General features: G+C 31.4%; 13 protein-coding genes. 4 read left to right on the top strand and 9 right to left on the bottom strand.

The features are described from left to right. Nucleotides 1-185 precede the first annotated feature (185 nt). The 3 genes from JM80_RS14480 to JM80_RS14470 all read right to left on the bottom strand — a co-directional run bounded on the left by JM80_RS14480 (nucleotide 186) and on the right by JM80_RS14470 (nucleotide 3193). Nucleotides 186-1205: an AI-2E family transporter gene (locus JM80_RS14480; protein WP_013622042.1), complete on the bottom strand. Its 1020-nt coding sequence runs from the start codon at nucleotides 1203-1205 to the stop codon at nucleotides 186-188. Between the two features lie 109 nt (nucleotides 1206-1314). Beyond that, entirely contained in the window at nucleotides 1315-2220 is a 906-nt protein-coding gene (locus tag JM80_RS14475; RefSeq protein WP_013622043.1) for a YihY/virulence factor BrkB family protein, read from the bottom strand. Between the two features lie 136 nt (nucleotides 2221-2356). Beyond that, entirely contained in the window at nucleotides 2357-3193 is an 837-nt protein-coding gene (locus JM80_RS14470; RefSeq protein ID WP_144710750.1) for an AraC family transcriptional regulator, read from the bottom strand. A gap of 183 nt (nucleotides 3194-3376) precedes the next feature. Here JM80_RS14470 and JM80_RS14465 point away from each other — a divergent pair, with 183 nt between their 5' ends. Genes JM80_RS14465 through JM80_RS14455 form a run of 3 tightly spaced genes read left to right on the top strand, consistent with a single transcriptional unit; the run spans nucleotide 3377 to nucleotide 6106 of the window. After that, nucleotides 3377-4534, top strand: coding sequence for a cytochrome P450 (locus JM80_RS14465; RefSeq protein ID WP_144710747.1), 1158 nt, complete (start codon nucleotides 3377-3379; stop codon nucleotides 4532-4534). A 1-nt stretch (nucleotide 4535) separates the two neighbouring features. Next, nucleotides 4536-4844 (top strand): 2Fe-2S iron-sulfur cluster-binding protein, encoded by a 309-nt coding sequence (locus JM80_RS14460; RefSeq protein ID WP_013622046.1) that lies wholly within the window; start codon nucleotides 4536-4538, stop codon nucleotides 4842-4844. A gap of 5 nt (nucleotides 4845-4849) precedes the next feature. Beyond that, on the top strand, nucleotides 4850-6106 hold the full coding sequence (locus JM80_RS14455) for an NAD(P)/FAD-dependent oxidoreductase (protein WP_144710745.1): 1257 nt from the start codon (nucleotides 4850-4852) through the stop codon (nucleotides 6104-6106). Between the two features lie 10 nt (nucleotides 6107-6116). Here JM80_RS14455 and JM80_RS14450 read toward each other — a convergent pair whose 3' ends face one another. The 5 genes from JM80_RS14450 to JM80_RS14430 all read right to left on the bottom strand — a co-directional run bounded on the left by JM80_RS14450 (nucleotide 6117) and on the right by JM80_RS14430 (nucleotide 15318). Then, on the bottom strand, nucleotides 6117-6941 hold the full coding sequence (locus JM80_RS14450) for a sugar phosphate isomerase/epimerase (RefSeq protein WP_144710743.1): 825 nt from the start codon (nucleotides 6939-6941) through the stop codon (nucleotides 6117-6119). Between the two features lie 91 nt (nucleotides 6942-7032). Beyond that, entirely contained in the window at nucleotides 7033-8598 is a 1566-nt protein-coding gene (locus JM80_RS14445) for a hypothetical protein (RefSeq protein WP_144710741.1), read from the bottom strand. Between the two features lie 10 nt (nucleotides 8599-8608). After that, nucleotides 8609-10339: a RagB/SusD family nutrient uptake outer membrane protein gene (locus JM80_RS14440; protein WP_034644434.1), complete on the bottom strand. Its 1731-nt coding sequence runs from the start codon at nucleotides 10337-10339 to the stop codon at nucleotides 8609-8611. 20 nt (nucleotides 10340-10359) lie between these two features. Further along, on the bottom strand, nucleotides 10360-13443 hold the full coding sequence (locus tag JM80_RS14435; RefSeq protein WP_144710739.1) for a TonB-dependent receptor: 3084 nt from the start codon (nucleotides 13441-13443) through the stop codon (nucleotides 10360-10362). 243 nt (nucleotides 13444-13686) lie between these two features. Next, nucleotides 13687-15318, bottom strand: coding sequence for a tetratricopeptide repeat protein (locus JM80_RS14430; protein ID WP_144710736.1), 1632 nt, complete (start codon nucleotides 15316-15318; stop codon nucleotides 13687-13689). A 415-nt stretch (nucleotides 15319-15733) separates the two neighbouring features. Here JM80_RS14430 and JM80_RS14425 point away from each other — a divergent pair, with 415 nt between their 5' ends. Beyond that, nucleotides 15734-16324, top strand: coding sequence for a DUF6134 family protein (locus JM80_RS14425; RefSeq protein WP_144710734.1), 591 nt, complete (start codon nucleotides 15734-15736; stop codon nucleotides 16322-16324). 68 nt (nucleotides 16325-16392) lie between these two features. Here the strand turns inward: JM80_RS14425 and JM80_RS14420 are convergent, their stop codons facing one another. After that, the gene (locus JM80_RS14420; RefSeq protein WP_034644433.1) at nucleotides 16393-17748 is read right to left on the bottom strand and encodes a sugar MFS transporter; all 1356 of its coding nucleotides are present in this window, start codon (nucleotides 17746-17748) and stop codon (nucleotides 16393-16395) included. Nucleotides 17749-18100 lie beyond the last annotated feature (352 nt).

Genomic DNA, 18100 nt, shown 5'->3' with positions numbered 1-18100 from the left:
CTACATCAAAATTACAACCCATTTAAAGCCTGGGTTAACTGGTATCCGTTCTTTTTTGATGCTATCAATAAAATGAAGCGATTTTGAGTGTTTTTTGTTTAAAAAGGATTGTTTTTTACGTGTTTTTGCTTGAAAATTGCAAAAATCAGTAAAAATAAAGAGTGTAGTGTTAAGTGCTTTTTTAATTAAATACTGTTGCCAGATTCTCCATATTGATTTTTATAAATGCGAACAACAACAAGAAAAAGACTCACTAATAAAGGACCAAAAATTAGGCCTATAAAACCAAATAAAGGCACACCAACTAAAACACCAACAAGTGTAATTAATGGGTGTACATCATCTAAACGTTTTAAAATGTATAATCTAAATATATTATCTGTAGCACCTATGGCAACTAAACCGTAAATTAGTATTCCCCAAGCCTGAAAAGTGTTTCCGTTAGATAATGCCAATATAAATACAGGAACTGTACCTAATGCGCTACCTACAAATGGTATCATAGAACCTATAGTTACTACTGCAGCCCAAAAAAAAGGGTCTTCTATACCAAAAATATAAAATCCTAATAACGCTACTAAACCTTGACCTAAAGCTACCAATGGTATACCTAAAGCATTGGCCTTTACGTTAGCTGTTATTTCTTTACCAATGGTTTTTAAATTAGTGTCTTTTATAGGTATGTACTCAAATAAAGACTCTCTTAGTTTTTTTCTGTTTGTAAGCATAAAGTACAGCATAAAGTACATTATGGTTATAGATATTACCATATTAAAAGTGCCACCTGCAAAATTTTGTAACTTATCAGACAACCAATTTGTTATAGAACTAGTGTCTATTTCTGTACCAAGGTCTATATGTAAAAAAGATTCTACTTTTTGCAGTTGGTTTTTACCTGCATTAATTACTTTTTGGGAGTTATCTACAGCATATTTAATTTTTGATCCCATCATAAAACCTAAGCCAGTTAAAGGTATCATAATGCATAAAAAAGAAAGTATCATTAAAAAAATAGCAGCAATATTAGCATACCAACCTTTATTTGCCAGCTTTTGCATTGGCTTTTTTAAGATTACATACATAGTTATTGCACCTAAAACACCACTTAAATAAGGTAATATTTCTTTAAAAATAAGCCCGCCCATTAGCACTATTAGTAGTAAAACAAAAATTTGCCTTATAATATGCGGACTAATATATTTCATAATATAATGTGTTAAGTTAAGTACGTAATTTGTATGTCAAAATTGCACAATTACGCTTTGTTGTATTAATGATATTAGATAAATAATTAACTCTTATAATTGGTGTGGTTTATTCCTTTTTTATACTTATTGATGTTGGCTCTATGCCTTTACCGTATCTTTTTGCGTAAACATATGTAAACTCTGCTCCAAAAAATAAAATTAGAGATGAGTAACTAACCCAAAGAAGAATTAGAACAATGCTGCCAGCAGCGCCATAGGTAGAGCCAGGATCTGCCTGACCAAAATAAATGCCTAATAAAAGTTTACCTATAACAAAAAGTAACGCTGTTAAAATTGCACCAATCCATACTGTTTTCCACTTAATTTTAGCATCTGGTAAGTACTTAAACATTAAAGCAAAAAGTATAGAAATAATACCAACAGATAATGAAAAGTCTAAAATATAAGCTAGATATAGTAAAACTTCTGGTAGCACCTCACGGATGTAATTATTTAGAGCACTAATAGCGGTAGTAACAATAAAACTAACCAACAATAAAAAGCCTATAACCAAAATAAAAGCAAAGCTTATGGCACGGTCTGTAACTATTTTCCAAATTTTAGCTTTAGGATTAGGTTTAATTTTCCAAATTTCATTTAAAGATATTTTTAACTGGTAAAACACACCTGTAGCACCAAAAAGTAATGTGCCAATACCAATAATTGTAGAGGTTAGGTTTTTATTAGAGTTTTGTGTTTCTCCAATAATATTTTCAATAGCTTTGGCTGCATCACTACCCAAGGCAGATGAAATTTCGTTTGTTAAATTTCCTTGTACAATGTCTATTCCCCAAATAGAGCCTACAACGTTAATAATTATGACTAACAAGGCTGGTAAGGCTAAAACGGTGTAATATGCTACAATAGCACTTAACCTAAAGGGATCGTCTGCCATCCAAGAGGTGTACGTTTCTTTTAATAAAGACGGTAAGTCTTTGCTTGTAAATGTATCTGAGTTTTTATTCTGTTTCATTGGTAATTTGCTTTAAAAGTCAAGCATATATAGCTTGGCTTGCTATAAAACCACTTTTGTACTCAAAATTGGTTTTATTTTATTAAAGCAATTAATCCAAATGCATTTATTGTTAATGCAATTCCGTTTGGCTTTACTATTTACTGTAATTTTTTCTGTATTGAGCAGGAGAGGAGTGGTGAAATTCTTTAAACTTTTTAAAGAAGAAAGGGAGCGACTCATAACCACAGGCATAACCAATTTCTGATACAGATTTGTTGGTGTGTAGTAACATTCTAATAGCTATATTAACACGATATTCATTTAAAAAAACAAAAAATGTTCTTCCCATAATTTTTAAAAAAAATCTGGAAAATGATTGTTCTGACATATTAACCTCTTTGCTTACTTCTTTTAAGTAAATTTTACGATTGTAATTTTTGGCTATATACAAGTGTATTTTAGATATTTTACTTGTATAATCATCAGATATATTTTTTGTAAAACTACTGTTAGATAGTGTTTTGTAATCTGTTTTAGTAAGTTTTAGTAACAAACTTAGTAGACTTATGTATAGCTTGCTGCCCTCTTTATGCGTCATTTTTTTAAGTTCAGGAATAAGGATTTTACTTTGTTCTTTATTAAAAATTATTCCTTTAGAAGCAGCTATAAATAAATTGTGTAATGATTTTAACTCAGGTATGTTAGTATAAATACCTTTGTTCCATTGCACTACAAATGAGTTAGATTTTACCGTGTCATTCTTATTATTTGTCCAGCAATGTGGTACATTAGACTGTATTAAAACTAGCTCTCCGGGCTCATAAGCACCAACATAGTCGCCAATAAATTTGGTGCCGTAACTTTCTTTAATATACGTAAGCTCTAGTTGTGGATGAAAATGCCACGGAGTTTCAAAATCTCTGCTAACATAATTAAAAGCTACTATGCTTTTTTCTATTCCTAACGGAATTGTTTCTAAAATAGGCTTCATTTTAGGCTAAATGTTGGTTATAGAATACATATCAATACATATATAAATATAGCTTATTTAATTGATTTTTTATTTATTTAAAATTTATAATGATAAAATAGTTTATTTTTTTGATGAAATAGAGAATAAATTCATCTAACTAAAAACAGATATTTGTTTAGCTTAATAACTAAAACATTACGTATGGCTAAATGTAAATTTGCAGATGCTTTTAAAGAAGAAAGAGAAAAGTCTGGAATTGGTAAAATGGATGACCAAGGAGATCCGGTAGTAATGTTATTAAATCATAAAGATGTACGTAAGGCTGCTCATAATTACAAAGTATTTTCATCTGAAGCAGTTCCTGGGCGTATTGTTGTGCCGTCTGAGGTAAATATACGTACCACGCGCCAAATACCTTTTGAGGTAGACCCGCCAATGCATAAAGAATACAGATCTTTATTAGAAGCTTGGTTTAAAAGGCCTTTGCAAAATACTTATAAAGAGAAATTAACTACTATAATTGGTACTGTTTTAGATGATGTTTTGTCTAAAGATAAAGTAGATGTGGTGTCAGATTTAGCACTAGTAATACAGTCTAGAGCGTTAACTCTTTTATTAAATGTTCCGTTTGATAAATCTGTAAAATGGATTTCATGGGGAACTCACGTATTTAGGAGTGAAGGTGAAGCCTTAGACGGTGATAAAGCAGCTATTCTTTACAATTATATAGATGAAGAAATAGATAATGCCATTGCTAACCCAACAGACAATTTGTACAGTACATTGCTAGCTGCTGAAGTTAATGGTAAAAAGCTAACAAAAGAGGAAGTTAAAGGAGTACTAATATTAACTTTTGCAGGCGGTAGAGATACTGTAATTAACGCTTTAACTAATATGATGAGCTACTTTTCTGCAAATAAAAAGGCTTTAGATTACATACGTTCTAAGCCAGAGATTATTAAAACTGCTGTAGAGGAGTTTATAAGATATTTTTCTCCACTAACACATATGGGTCGTGTAGTAACAGAAGACACTACTGTTTGTGAACATGCTGTTAAAGCAGATAGTAGAATATCTTTATGTTGGGCATCTGCCAATAGAGATGAAAAGGTTTTTGAAAATCCAGATGAGGTTATTTTGGAGCGTAAAGTAAATCCGCATGTGGGCTTTGGTTTTAGTCATCACAATTGTTTAGGAGCAACGCATGCCAGACAAATTATGAGAATTACATTAAAATTACTAGCAGAAAAAGTAAGTGATATTACTGTTTTAGAAGCAGAAGAAAATATAGAAAATTTAGGAGAGTTTACCCGTAAAGTTGGTTACAACTCTTTAAAAGCAACATTTAAGAAAAGATAAGATGGCAAAAATTACATTTATAACAAGTAGTAATGAAAAAATAACTGTAGCGGCAACAGAGGGCTCTGTAATGGAGTTAGCTGTAAATAACAATGTACAAGGTATAGATGGCGATTGTGGTGGTGTTTGTTCTTGTGCTACATGTCACGTATTTGTTGCACCAGAAGATGTAGATAAGGTGGGTGTAGCTAGTGAAATTGAAACAGATATGTTAGAGTTAGCAGATGATGCAAATGAATACAGTAGACTTTGTTGTCAAATTCCTGTAACAGATGCTATAGATAATGTTGTTTTTACTGTAGCTAAATAAATAGGATGTGTACTTCTAAAGATATTTGTGTAATTATAGGTGCAAGTCACGCTGGGGTAAACACAGCATTTAATTTGCGAAAAGAAAAATGGTTAGGAAAAATTATTTTAATTGATGCAGACCCAGAATTGCCATATCACAGGCCACCTTTGTCTAAAACATACTTAACAGCAAACACGTCTACCACAAACTTATTAAAACCTATAGAAAGTTATAAAAAAGATAATATAACCTTGTTGTTGGGTAAAAAAGTTACCCGTTTAGATGCTGTAAACAGATGCTTGTTTTTAGATAATGAAACCAAAATATATTATACAAAATTAGTACTTGCTACAGGAGCAAAACCTATTATACCTACTATTGAGGGCTTAAAAGAAACTGCCTCTTATTTTTGCTTGCGAACAGCAGCAGATATTGTTGCTATAAAAGAGAGCTACAACGCAAGCAAGACAAAAAAAGTAGTAATTATTGGTGGCGGTTATATTGGGTTAGAAACTGCTGCATCTTTAAAAAAGATAGGAGCAGAGGTAGTGGTTTTAGAACTTGAGTCTAGAATTTTAAAGCGTGTAGCTACAGCAGTAATATCAGATTTTTTTAGAGATTTACACACTCAAAATGGAGTTCAGATATTAGAAAATAAAGAGGTAAGTAAAGTTGAAAATACTCTAGAAAATGGTGTTAAGGTAACTAAAGTTCACTGTACAGATGCATCATGCTTTACAGCAGAAGTTCTTATTTTAGGAGTAGGTGTAGTACCAAATACAGAACTTGCCAAGCAAGCTGGTTTAAAATTAAAAAATGGTATATCTGTAGCCAATACAGGAGAAACTAGCAATCTAAATATATATGCTGTTGGCGATTGTGCTTATCATTATAATTTGCATTATAAAACATATGTAAGATTAGAGTCTGTACAAAATGCTGTAGACCAGTCTAAAATTATAGCAGCTAATATTTGTGGTAATCCTTTAATATACAATACTATTCCTTGGTTTTGGTCTGACCAATACAATGTAAAACTCCAAATAGTTGGCTTAGCAGAAAACTACACAGATTATATTGTTAGAGAAGAGCAAGATAAAGAAAATGTAATTTCTGTATGGTATTTTAATAATGATGAGTTGCTAGCTGTAAATGCTATAAACCATACAAAGGCATATGTTTTTGGAACAAAATTTATAAAAGAAAGCAAAAAAATAGCCAAAGAAAAATTAGCAGATACTAGTATTCCTTTATCAAAAGATATTGCTGTAGTTAACTAAGTTAAAAAGGTTATTTAACCACAAGGTTTTGCTGTTTTAAGTATTGCATCATTTTTACATTTAAATCCCACTGATTTACCAAATGTTTTGTAGTGTTAGGCTGATAAGGCATATATGGATAAGGGCCAAACTCTGGACAAATGTAAAAAGTATCTTTGCCAAGCGTTTGTGCATTGGTAATAACTTGTTGCCACCAGTTGGTAAAGGTTTTTAAAAATATATGATTTTCTTTAGAAAACGGATAATTTACTTGAGACCTTTGTGTATCAGCAACTCTAGCGTGCAAATACTGGGTGTTATTTATTGCTTTTTTTAAAGATTGCATTTGGTCTTCTAGCAAGCTTTCAGATACTACAGTCCAATGAGAAAAATCTGCAGTAAGCTTTAAATTAGGAAACTTATCTATAAAATTTTCAGTTGTTTGTGCACTGTAATTAAACCTACCTCTGTGTGTTTCATGGTAAACATTAATACCTGTTTTTTCTTCAAACTTAAAAACAGTTTCTAATACACGACAATTTTCTTCAAACTTAAAAAAATCCCTACCTGTATGCGAGTTAATAAAAATTGGGTTAAACTCTGCTAACTTATACAAACGCTCTTCCAATCGTTTACTGTATTCAGTTACAGATTCTTTTAAAGGTTGTAACCATTGCTGACCAATAAGGTCTAGTTTAGAGTTGTTTAAAACAGATTTTAATTCGGTTTCAAAATTATTTTCTACAGGAATATTAACTTCTACAGCATTGTAACCAGCGTTTGTAACTTTATGTATAAAATCCTTAGCTGTTATACCCTCTTGGCCCCAAAATGGGCACACATATTTTAGTTTCATTTTAAAAAAGTATGAGTTATAAAAATACAAAACTTGCTCTTGTTTAACGTAATAAACAAGAGCAAGTTTTTAAAAAAACTGACAGTATTTTTTATGGTCTAAGAGAAGCTTCAGAAACGCTTAAATTATCCATATAAAAACTTATAATTTCTGCATTGTCTTGGTTATAACCTCTTATTTGAAAAGTTTTGTCTCCTGTAGTACTAAACTCAACAAAAGTAGAACTATAGACCCATTTACCAACAGAAAAGTCGCTACCAAAGGTTGGGTTACCAGCAACAGCCCAATCAGTATCAGGAAACCAAAAGAAACGTAAATCTGGATCAAAACCAGCAGCATTATTATTACCTAAACTAGTTACGTATACCCAAACACCAATTTCATATGTTTTACCAGCTTCTACAGGAAAAGTTATTTCGTCTCCAGAAGTTGTTTTATGACCAATAATCATTCCGCCAGCAGCATCCATTTCTATGTAAGCACTTTTAGTACCGTCTTGTGCTTGGTCACTAGAAATTTCTAAGTTGTAAGCATCCCAAGGGGCACCCCAATTCATATATGGCCAGTTAGATGCGGTAGAGTTTTCAAAACTATAATCATAATCTGATGCTTCTTTTAAAATATTTACCTTGTTAAAAATAAGCTGACTATCTGCAAAGCTTTCAGCCTCTACACCATCTAATGTTTTTAAACTTCCTTTGGTATAACTAACAGTAACAATATCATCATTATAAATAGTAGTGCCCTCTAATGAAATTAGTAAAATATTACCTTCATCACTATCTATAGAAACAGAGCCAATAGTAGTTGGTATAGCTACTTCATTGTTAGTTATTGTTACGCTAAAATCTGTAGCATTTATAGATGGTGCATCCATTTCTCTGCTAAATTCAAGAGCAATAGCACCATTTTTATCTGCAACTTTTTCTAAGTCTACAGGGTCTGTAGAAGGTATTACTTTTATTAAGTTTTTAAAAGAAATTGTATCACCACCAAAAGGTCTTTGTCTTGTAGCAGCAAAGCTTAAATTGTATATACCTTGTCTTTTATATTTAACATTGACTTCTGCATCTGTACCATCAAAAGTTTCTGGGTCACCACCATCTATATTCCACATAAAGTTTTCTGGTTCACCATCTACTACATAAGAAAATTGCACAGATCTACTAGCAATAACCTCATTTTCTGCGTTTTCACTAATGTCTAATGCTGCACCTAAAGTACCATCAGGGTTTATATGATTTGCTTTTATAGAGGCCTTTACGGGGTTTAAAACAGTTACAACAATAGTAGTATCTAATTCTTTACCTTTTAATGTTGTACCAACGTAAGCATTATCTTTAAATATTTGATTAAGGGTAACGTTGTGTATACCTGCTTTTTTAAAAATAGCTTTTACGTTTTGATCTTTAGATGTAGAAACATTAGCAACGCCTTCAGGAAAATTCCATTCTCTAGATACTACTCCTGGTGATGCATCACCAAATGTAATACTGCCATTAATTTCTACTTTATTTTCAAAGTCCATTTCGGAAGTTAATACTATCCTATGATTTGGCTCTGTTAAGTTTTCAGTATCGTCTTCACTACAAGAAGCAATAAAGATAAAAGACATAAAAGCCAACCCTATTAATTTAGGTCTTAATATATGTTTCATGTTGTGTTATTTAGTCGTTAAAATTATCGTTAGTTTGTAATTCTTGCGCAGGAATAGGCAAGTAATCATGTGTAGCAGAATCATAGTTATCTGTTGCTAAAAAGAAATCTGGTCTTATACGTTCTTTTATAAATAAAGGAGCAATACCGTCATCTTCTATTTCTAATTCTGCTAAGTGCTCTGTTCTCCATATTTCATCTGCTCTAAGCTCAGTAAATACTTCTTTAACAATACCCCACCTAACTAAATCTTTCCAACGGTGACCTTCATAACACAGCTCCAATGGTCTTTCTACTCTTTGTATGTGTGTCATTACTGTGTTAGCAGAGGCGGCAACCATTGGCTGTGAGCCATGTACTTGTTTGCTAATGTGTAATTGCGGAAACATACCTCCGTTTTCATCCATATATTGTTGTAGTGTTTTTACACCAGCTCTACTTCTAACAAGGTCTATGTAGGTAATAGCAGTGCTAAAATCGTTACTATTGTTAATTACAGCCTCTGCATACATTAAATATACATCTGCAAGTCTAATGTGTCTAAAGTTAATACCAGATCTACTTCTGCTATCTTCAGCTTTTAGACTATACCAATTGGTAAACTTTTTTATGTATGCACTTTGGCCAAAGGCCCAACCACCTTTTTCTCCTATTTCTAATCCGTAATACAAGCCTTCTCCATTAATAGGAACAATGCTAGAATTCATTCTTTTAGACCAAGTATTACCATCATTTATAGGGTTTGTAGGGTCTACTTCATCATTTGTAAAAAGTTCATGCAAATAATAAGTAGGTAATAAAGTATTGTATGCTCCAAAGCTTAATTGCCCTAATGCTGTAGCCATTGTAGATGCTTCTGCACCTGTAGTTGCCGGTGTATCATCTACATTACCTCCTGGAACACCTGGGTTAAGATCGGCAGAGTAAGCAACTTCAAAAATAGATTCACTATTAAATTCATTTTCATCTGTATAATTATCCATTATGTTAGGAGTTAATTGGTACAAATCAGAATCAATTACGTTTTTAAATTGTGTAACTGCATTTGGCCAATCTTCTGCAAATAAATAAACTTTACCTAGTAATGCTGTTGCTGCGCCCCAAGTTGCTCTACCTGTATCATCTGGACCCCAAGTGGTAGGTAAATTATTTTGTGCGTATATTAAATCTGGAATTATTACTGTAGTGTTTACGTCAGTAATAGAAGATAAAGGTTTGTTTAATTCTTCATCTGTTTTAGGAATACCAGTATGTAAAATTGCACCACCATATGTATTAGCAACCTGAAAATAGAAAAATGCTCTTAAAAATCGTGCTTGTGCTTCAATTTCTGCTTTGCCGTTTCCTATAAAGTTTGCATCATCAGCTTGTGCTAAAAATTCTATTATTTGGTTGGTTCTAAATATACCAATGTAAAGTTCGTTCCACTTATCTGTTACGTAGTATGTAGCGTCTGTATACGTTAAATTTCTAAACGCAGTTGGTCTGTACCAAGATTCTGAACCCGCAATGTCTCCCAATGCCATTTCATATTGTAATTCTCCGCCACTAATACTCTGAAACTGAAGCGTACCGTAAGCAGCAGTTAAACCACTATTAAATTGCTGTTGTGTTTCCCAAAAAGTTTCTGATGTAATAGCGTTTGGGTTTTCTTGATCAAAAAACCTGTCTTCATTACAGCTTGTAAATATAAATATAGAAACTAGTGTTGCTATAGTTAAATGTATTTTTGATATTTTCATAATTGTAAATTAATCAGTTATTAAAAGTGCAATTGCACCCCAAGTAAAAATTGTCTTGCAACTGGGTAGTTACCTTTATCAATTCCTCTAGTAAATATACCATCACCACCAACCTCAGGATCATATCCTGTGTACTCTGTAAACGTAAATGGGTTAGTTGCAGAAACGTAAATTCTTGCAGAATTTAGGCCAAATGCAGGTAGGTCTTTAAGTGTGTAGCCAAGGCTAATGTTTCTAATTCTAAAATAAGTACCATCTTCTAAAAAATAGTCAGACCTAGATCTAACATTGTTGTGTATAGCGTTTTGCCTGTCTGTTGGAATATCAGAATCTGGGTTTTGCGGACTCCACATATAAAATTGCTCTAAATGTCTGCCCTGAGTATACGCGTAGTATTTAGCTCCGTTATAAATTTCTGCTCCTTTAGAGAAATAAGATTGAATATAGAAGTCAAAGTTTTTATAATCTAAATTTAAGCTTAAACCAGCTTCAAAATCTGCTTGTCCAGATCCAGAATACACACGGTCATTGTCATCTATAACATTATTGCCATCTATATCTTTGTACATCATATCTCCTAACTGTGCACTTTTATCAATTACTTTGTAAGCATCTAACTGCTCTTGTGTTTTAATAACACCATCATGTTGTACTAAGAAAAAGGCACCGGCCTCATAACCTTCTGCTAAAAAAGTAGTATAATCTATATCATTAGCTAAAACAGTAGAAGGAGCTCCGTTACCATAGCCTCTTGTTGTGCCATTAAGGCTAGTTACCTCATTATCGTTTTTAGTAAACGTAGCACTAATAGTATAGCCAAAATCTCCTTTTTTAGATCTGTTTTTAAAACTAGCAGCTAACTCTATACCTTTATTAACCATATTACCAGCATTTATAACTTTAGTATCGTACAAATTAGTGTTAGGATGGTAAGTACCTGCAGATGCTGGTAAACGCTCTTCTAAAAGCATATCCTTTTTGTCGTTTTGATAGACGTCTGCAGTAATATTAAGCTTATTATCTAATAAAGTAAGGTCTACACCAATGTTTTTAGATATAGTAGTTTCCCATTTAATATTAGGATCTACAAACCTTCTTTGTGTTAGTCCAAAACTTAAAGACTCATTACTACCAAAAGGGTAATTAACACCGCTTTCTATAGATGGTATGTATGAGTATGAAGGTATGTTTTGATTTCCTAACTCAGCATAACTAAGCCTAAGTTTAAACTGGTTTACAAAAGATACATTTTGAAAAAAGTTTTCTTCATGAATGTTCCAGCCGGTAGAAAAACCAAAAAAGTCTCCATACCTATTTTTTTCAGAAAAACGAGAAGACCCATCTCTTCTGTAACTAGCAGAAAACAAGTATTTTTCATCAAAATTATATTGTACTCTTCCTAATTTACCAGCTAATTTTCTTTCGTCTATGTATGATGTAGGAGCAATTGGATCACTACCAGCACCTAAAGTTTTAGAGCTATTACCAGATTCCTCACTAAAGTTAACACCTAAACCTAATGTTTTAGATTTAAAATCTTCATAAGACAAAACTGCTAAAAAGTTTAAGTTATGTTTTCCAAAAGATTTTTTATAGGTAAACATATTTTCAATAACGTTTCTTTCTCTAGAAATATAGTTTTCTTCTAATTTTGCATTTTCTCTAGATGCGGTAGGGTTTAAACCATCTTTATCATACACTAAATATTGTGGTTGAAAAAAAGATCGACTATAATCATACGTATTTCTACCTAGGTTTATTTTATAGGTAAACCCATCAAAAAACTCATACTGTAAATTGGTAGCAATATTTACACTTGTAGTTTTACGGTCGTCTTCATTATTAAGTTGCTGAGACAAGTAACTGTATAATATGGCGTTACGCACAGGTATTTCTACACCATTACCGCCAACGCTGTTTAAACCAGTTAAAGGCGGTTGCCAGGGTTTTTGAGCAATAGAATATTCATATAATCCCCAAGGCTCTTGTTCTCTGTTTTCATTAGTGTAACCAATGGTAGCAAATGCTTTAAATTTATTTTTTCTAAATTCTCCGGTAAAACGAGTTGTTAATCTATCAAAACCAGAATTAACTAAAATACCTTCTTGGTTAAAGTAATTTGTGTTAAAACTTAACGTTAAATTTTCACTACCACCAGAAACACCTAAGCTGTAGTTTCTTATTGGTGCACCATCATTTTGAACATCACCAACAAAGTCTGAGTCATAATCTAAAGCATCTGGATTAAAAAAGAATATTAACGGATCACGACCCAATGCTTTTAGCATAACATTTTCTGCATAAATTTGTTGTTGGGTATTCATTAAAGGTGTACCAGATGTAATATCTTGTATACTTGTATAGGTATTAAAATCTACTTTTATACTGCCAGATTTTCCTTTTTTTGTAGTAATTAAAATAACCCCATTAGATGCTCTAGTACCATATATTGATGCTGCTGCACCATCTTTTAAAATATCTACAGAGGAAATAAGTTCTGGAGATATATTTGGGTTATCTTCATAAGGAATACCATCTACAACATATAAAGGACCTAGTGCATTTGGGCTTACAGAGCCTAAACCCCTAATTTGTACGTTTGCTGCCTCACCAGGTCTACCGCTGCTGGCTTGTATATTAACACCTGCTACTTGCCCTTGCAAAGCAGTACCAAGATCAGATGTTGCTGTTTTATCTATTACATCATTACTAATATTTACTACAGCACCAGTAACTTCTTTTTTCTTTTGAGTACCGTAACCAATAACTATAACTTCTTGTAAAGCAGCAGCATCTGGCTCTAAAGTTACATTAATGTTATTTTGGTCTGCTATTAAAATTTCTTTGGTTTTGTAACCAACATAGCTGTAAACCAGTGTATTTCCTTTTTCTACTTTAATTGTATAATTACCATCAAAATCTGTATAAGTACCATTAATTGTGCCTTTAATTATTACATTTACGCCTCCAATAGGGAAACCTTCTGCAATAACGGTACCTTTTATTTCAGTAGTTTGTGCATACCCAAAGGTAAAACTGAAGAACAATGCCCAAACGAGTAACTTGGGTTTTTGCCTTCTTGTTAAATTAAGTTTAATTTTCATAAATAGTTTGTTTAAGTTAATTAATTACAAATGTTGTTTATATTAACCTATGTATGTAGTATTTTAACTAGACTAGAACTAAACAAAAGGTGTTAATAAGCAGTTTTAACTAGACTTCTTATGAACAATTTATTTTTATTTGTAATTATTAAGTGCTTAACATCAGTGATTTAAGTTTTATTAGTTTGTTGTGTATTCCCTAATTTTCTGAACTTACGCTAAGCGTTAATATGGGTGCTGTTTTTAAAACCTGCTTATAAAATCTTCTAGATTGTCTTCTCTTTTTAAACCTAGTTTTTTGCGTAGTCTGTACCTAGATGTGTGTACACTTTCTACAGAAATGCCTAATAGTTTAGACATATCTTTACTAGGGAAATTTAGCTTAACTAAAGCGCATATTTTCTGATCTGTTTGGCTTAGTTTAGGGTATTTAATTCTGAGATTTTCGTAAAAACTCTGATTTATAGTTGTAAATCGTGCTTCAAACTCTGTCCAGTTTTTACTGGGTGTACCCTGAAAAGTTTTTAGTGCTCTTAGCACAACTTTTTTGTTTACATTTTCTCCGGCAGTTTCTATTTTCTTTTGTAGTCCGGCAATAAATTCATCTTTTTCAATTAAACGTAAGGCAGCTTGTGTAAGCTCTTTGTTTTTTAGCTCTAAAACCTCATTGGTCTTTTGGGTTTTTAACTTTTGTTTTTCAGCAATAATTTGTTTTTCGTTTTTATGCTTGTTTTTTATTTGTTTTACTAAGACTATACCGTAAAAAATTAATGATATTATAAGTATTATTAAGATGATAGATTTTAAAAGCCAAATTTTGTCTTCTTGCTCATAATTAGCGATTAACTGCTTTTGCATTGCATCTTTTTGTTTTTCTTTTTCTAACCTGTAATTATCTTTAATTTCTAAAAGATGCTTGCTATTTTCACTAGTTGTGCCAAATATTTTATTATTTAAAGCAGTTTCTTTATCTAGATAGTAGTAAGCTTCTTTGTAATTTTTTAAATCAACATAAATATCTTTAAGCCCTTCGTAATCTTTTATTTTATAGTTTAAATGACTTTTATTGTTTTCGGAAAGATTTATAGAGGCTTTGTAGTTTAATATACTTTTGTCATACTCTTTCATCATTTTATAAACATCTGCAGTTAGGCTGTGTATAACGCTTAAGTATGTTTTATCTGTATGTTTAAAATGCTCTTTACATTTGTTTAACTTATTAATGGCAAGGTTATAATTGCCATTAACAGCATCTAAGTAGGCTTGTTCTGCAATAATATAGTAGCTAGTTATTTTTGGACTTAGTTTTGCTTGGTAATAAACACAGGAGTCTAAGTATTGTGCAGCTTTTTTATAGTTTTTATTTCCTCTGTATAGGTTTACAATAGAAAAATAGTCACTGGCAATAAAATGTGCATTAGATTCATTTTTTGCAAATTGTTTTTTTCTGAGTTTAATACTTTTATTAAAATATTCTAAAGCTTTCTCATCACGCTTATAAAAACTATATAACCAACCTATTTCTTGGTAGATATCTGCAGTTAGTTCATTGTGTTTAATTTTATCAGCAAGTAAAAGTGCTTTCCAGTAACCATCATAAGATTTACTATAATTTAAATTATGAGAATATAATATAGATAATTCTTTTAACGTTTTTATGGCAGAAACAGTGTCTTTATTTTTTAGATCTAACTCTATTTCTTGATTAAAATAATAAGCAGAACTGTCAGGTTTTTTATGAGCTAGTTCTCTTGCTAATTTTAAAAAATCTTTATTTTGTCTATTGTCTTGGCAAAAAGCAGTTATGGTGTTTAGTGCAATTAACACTGTAATTGCTAGTTTAATCCCGGTTTTTAATTTAAGTATGGTAAACATTGTAAAATATGAATTTGCTATTTTATGCAGCTAATTTTAAATTTTTACTATTTATTGGTGTAATAAAATGTATAATTATAAAAGCGTATAGCGTATTTTTTTAGTTTTAGTTTGCTAATAAAAGTCTGGTTGGTTTGGTTATGTTTTAAACATAACAGCAAATAAATGTAGTTAAAAAAAACACTAAGTCTAGTTGCATTTAGGCTGTAAACTGTATTTGTCTAGTTTTTGTCTAGTTTAAAACAATGTTTTTTTAGGTTTGTATTTTTTGAGTTTAGTAATTCTATAAAAAATACACTAATAAACAGATTAGTTATTTTGTACTTAACTTACTTTAATAAAAATTAAGTACTACAAATCATTTATTAGCTTTTAATTTAATATGTTTATATTGGTAAGTATAAATTTAAATTGTATGATTAAAAACATATTACTATTAGTGTTTTTAGGAGGATTAATTGCAAAAAATAATACTGTAAATACGGTTTTACATTTTGATATACTTCATAAAAATAAAGTGGTAGGTAATTTACAGGCAACAAAAACTATTGAAGATGGTTTAACCACATACCATAGTTTTACCCATATACAAGCTAAAATTTTAACCACAATAAATGTAAAATATACCTATAATGTGGTTTTTAACAATAAGGAACTTAACAAAGCAGATGTAAGTATTATGCTAAACAATAAAGTTTATGCAGAAACCAGTACAGAACGAAGTAATAAAGAGTATAAAATAACCAAAAACAAAAAGGTTAGTACATTTAAGGAGCCTATAACATTTACTACTGTGCAATTATATTTTACAGAACCTTTGCATATAACAACGTGTTACTCTGAGCAAGATGCAGCTATGAATACTTTAATTTATTTAGGAAATCATAAATACAAAAAAGTAAACGCCAAAGACAATGAGAATATTTATACCTATAAAAATGGTGTTTTATATGAGGCTAGTATAGATGGTGGGCTAATTAATTTTACAATGAAAATTAAAGATTAATATTTAAGCATAAAAAAAAGCTTCTCTGAAAAGAGAAGCTTTTTTTTATCTTTTAAGCTAAAGCAACATTATGCATTAGTTATTTCTTTGTTAGAATCTTTTGTGCTTTTCATCCAAAAATATAATATGGTGAATAATACAATTAATATGGCAGGAAAAAGTACCATAGTACCTAAAGTTTCTTGCCCAGACTCTAAAATTACGTTGTTTATTGATGATTCTAAATTGCTTTCGCTAACATTAATTAATGAAGCTGCTTCACTTAGGTTTTCTTTACTTTCAAAAATATTTTTAGCCTCACTAAATGTTTTTCCAGATACATTAAGTGAAGAATTGGCTATTTTATCAACATCAGAATCAATCCAACCACCAATAATTGGTTGAAAAATAGAAGATGAAAACATACCTATTGCTCCAATAATAGACATTCCTAAAGCACCGGTTTTTGGGGTTTTGGTAGCGGTTAATCCAATCATATTAGGCCAAAAATAAGCAACACCAAGAGCAAAGAATATAGCGGCTACGTAAGCCATTGTTCCTGTTTGTGTGCTAAATAAATAAATACCTAAAGTTGCAAGTACAGCAGAACCTAAAAGCACACCTGTTTGGTTAAACTTGGCTACCATACTACCTCCAAAGTATCTTGCAACTGCCATCAAACCGGCAGTCAATGCTAAAATAAGTGTTGGCTCTGCACCACTTTTAGAAAGTATTAAACCAACCCACTGGTTTGGACCAAATTCAGATATGGCGGTCAATGCCATACATATCCCTATAAATAAAAATAAGGGAGTAAACATACCTTTTAAGTTGCCGCTAATAGTTGCCGCTTCTTCAATTTTAGCTTTTGGCCAAGTTTGACCATAAAATAAATAGGCATAAATTATAGCCGGTATTAATAATAACCATACTTGGCTTTGTCCTGTAATATCAAAATCTGTCATAAAACCAGAAAGCAAACTACCAATAGCTATACCTCCAGGGAACCACATATGAAAGCGGTTAAGCATTGTGCTCATTCTATTTCCTTTGTATGCATCTGCAATCATAGGGTTGCAAGCTGCTTCGGTACAACCATTACCAAGGCCTATAAGCAAGTTGGCTATTAAAAGACCTATGTAATTGCCAGAAAATATTAAAAGCAAAATACCAATTGCATGGGCAAAAAAAGCAAATTGCATTATAATTTTTCCGCCTATTTTGTGGTAAATTAAACCACCAATAACCATAGAAATAGGGAAACCTAAAAACCACATAGAGGTAATTAAGCCAGCTTGACTTGCACTTAATGCTAGCTCTGTTTTTAGTTGATCTAAAATACCTGCCGCTATAGCAAACGAGAATGCCGTTGTAATTAAAGCAAAGCAGCTACCGTAAAATAGTCTTTTAGCATTAGTTCCTGTTCCCGAATTTGTGTTTTCCATAAGTTAGTTTGTTTTGTTTGGTAAAATTGAGTTCTAGTTAATTTGTTGTACGTATACTTTAAAATACACTTTATTATTAGTGCTAAAGTTAACTTTAAATGTAATAAAGTTTTACCACCAAATACAAATTTATCAGTAATGTATGGGCTAAATTTTTGTTATATGTTTTTTAACGGGGTGTTTTTTATTAATTTGATAATTTTTCAATCATTTTTAACTCCTGCTTTATCTAAGTATTTAAGGGGTATTAATTTTTTTTAGCAAACAAAGACGTTAATATTACGCAGAAGTACACGCAATTTTTTTAAGATCTATATATTTGTTAGCATATTTACTGCTTATCAAATTAAAT

Origin of the sequence: Cellulophaga sp. RHA_52, assembly GCF_007827205.1 — a bacterium.
GTDB classification, from domain to species: Bacteria; Bacteroidota; Bacteroidia; order Flavobacteriales; family Flavobacteriaceae; genus Cellulophaga; species Cellulophaga lytica.
This window is presented reverse-complemented; position numbering and strand designations above follow the sequence as displayed.

Bases quoted from the DNA above. Each gene is read 5' to 3' on its own strand.
- JM80_RS14480 (WP_013622042.1), bottom strand. From the start codon at position 1,205: ATGAAATATATTAGTCCGCATATTATAAGGCAAATTTTTGTTTTACTA.
- JM80_RS14475 (WP_013622043.1), bottom strand. From the start codon at position 2,220: ATGAAACAGAATAAAAACTCAGATACATTTACAAGCAAAGACTTACCG.
- JM80_RS14470 (WP_144710750.1), bottom strand. From the start codon at position 3,193: ATGAAGCCTATTTTAGAAACAATTCCGTTAGGAATAGAAAAAAGCATA.
- JM80_RS14465 (WP_144710747.1), top strand. From the start codon at position 3,377: ATGGCTAAATGTAAATTTGCAGATGCTTTTAAAGAAGAAAGAGAAAAG.
- JM80_RS14460 (WP_013622046.1), top strand. From the start codon at position 4,536: ATGGCAAAAATTACATTTATAACAAGTAGTAATGAAAAAATAACTGTA.
- JM80_RS14455 (WP_144710745.1), top strand. From the start codon at position 4,850: ATGTGTACTTCTAAAGATATTTGTGTAATTATAGGTGCAAGTCACGCT.
- JM80_RS14450 (WP_144710743.1), bottom strand. From the start codon at position 6,941: ATGAAACTAAAATATGTGTGCCCATTTTGGGGCCAAGAGGGTATAACA.
- JM80_RS14445 (WP_144710741.1), bottom strand. From the start codon at position 8,598: ATGAAACATATATTAAGACCTAAATTAATAGGGTTGGCTTTTATGTCT.
- JM80_RS14440 (WP_034644434.1), bottom strand. From the start codon at position 10,339: ATGAAAATATCAAAAATACATTTAACTATAGCAACACTAGTTTCTATA.
- JM80_RS14435 (WP_144710739.1), bottom strand. From the start codon at position 13,443: ATGAAAATTAAACTTAATTTAACAAGAAGGCAAAAACCCAAGTTACTC.
- JM80_RS14430 (WP_144710736.1), bottom strand. From the start codon at position 15,318: ATGTTTACCATACTTAAATTAAAAACCGGGATTAAACTAGCAATTACA.
- JM80_RS14425 (WP_144710734.1), top strand. From the start codon at position 15,734: ATGATTAAAAACATATTACTATTAGTGTTTTTAGGAGGATTAATTGCA.
- JM80_RS14420 (WP_034644433.1), bottom strand. From the start codon at position 17,748: ATGGAAAACACAAATTCGGGAACAGGAACTAATGCTAAAAGACTATTT.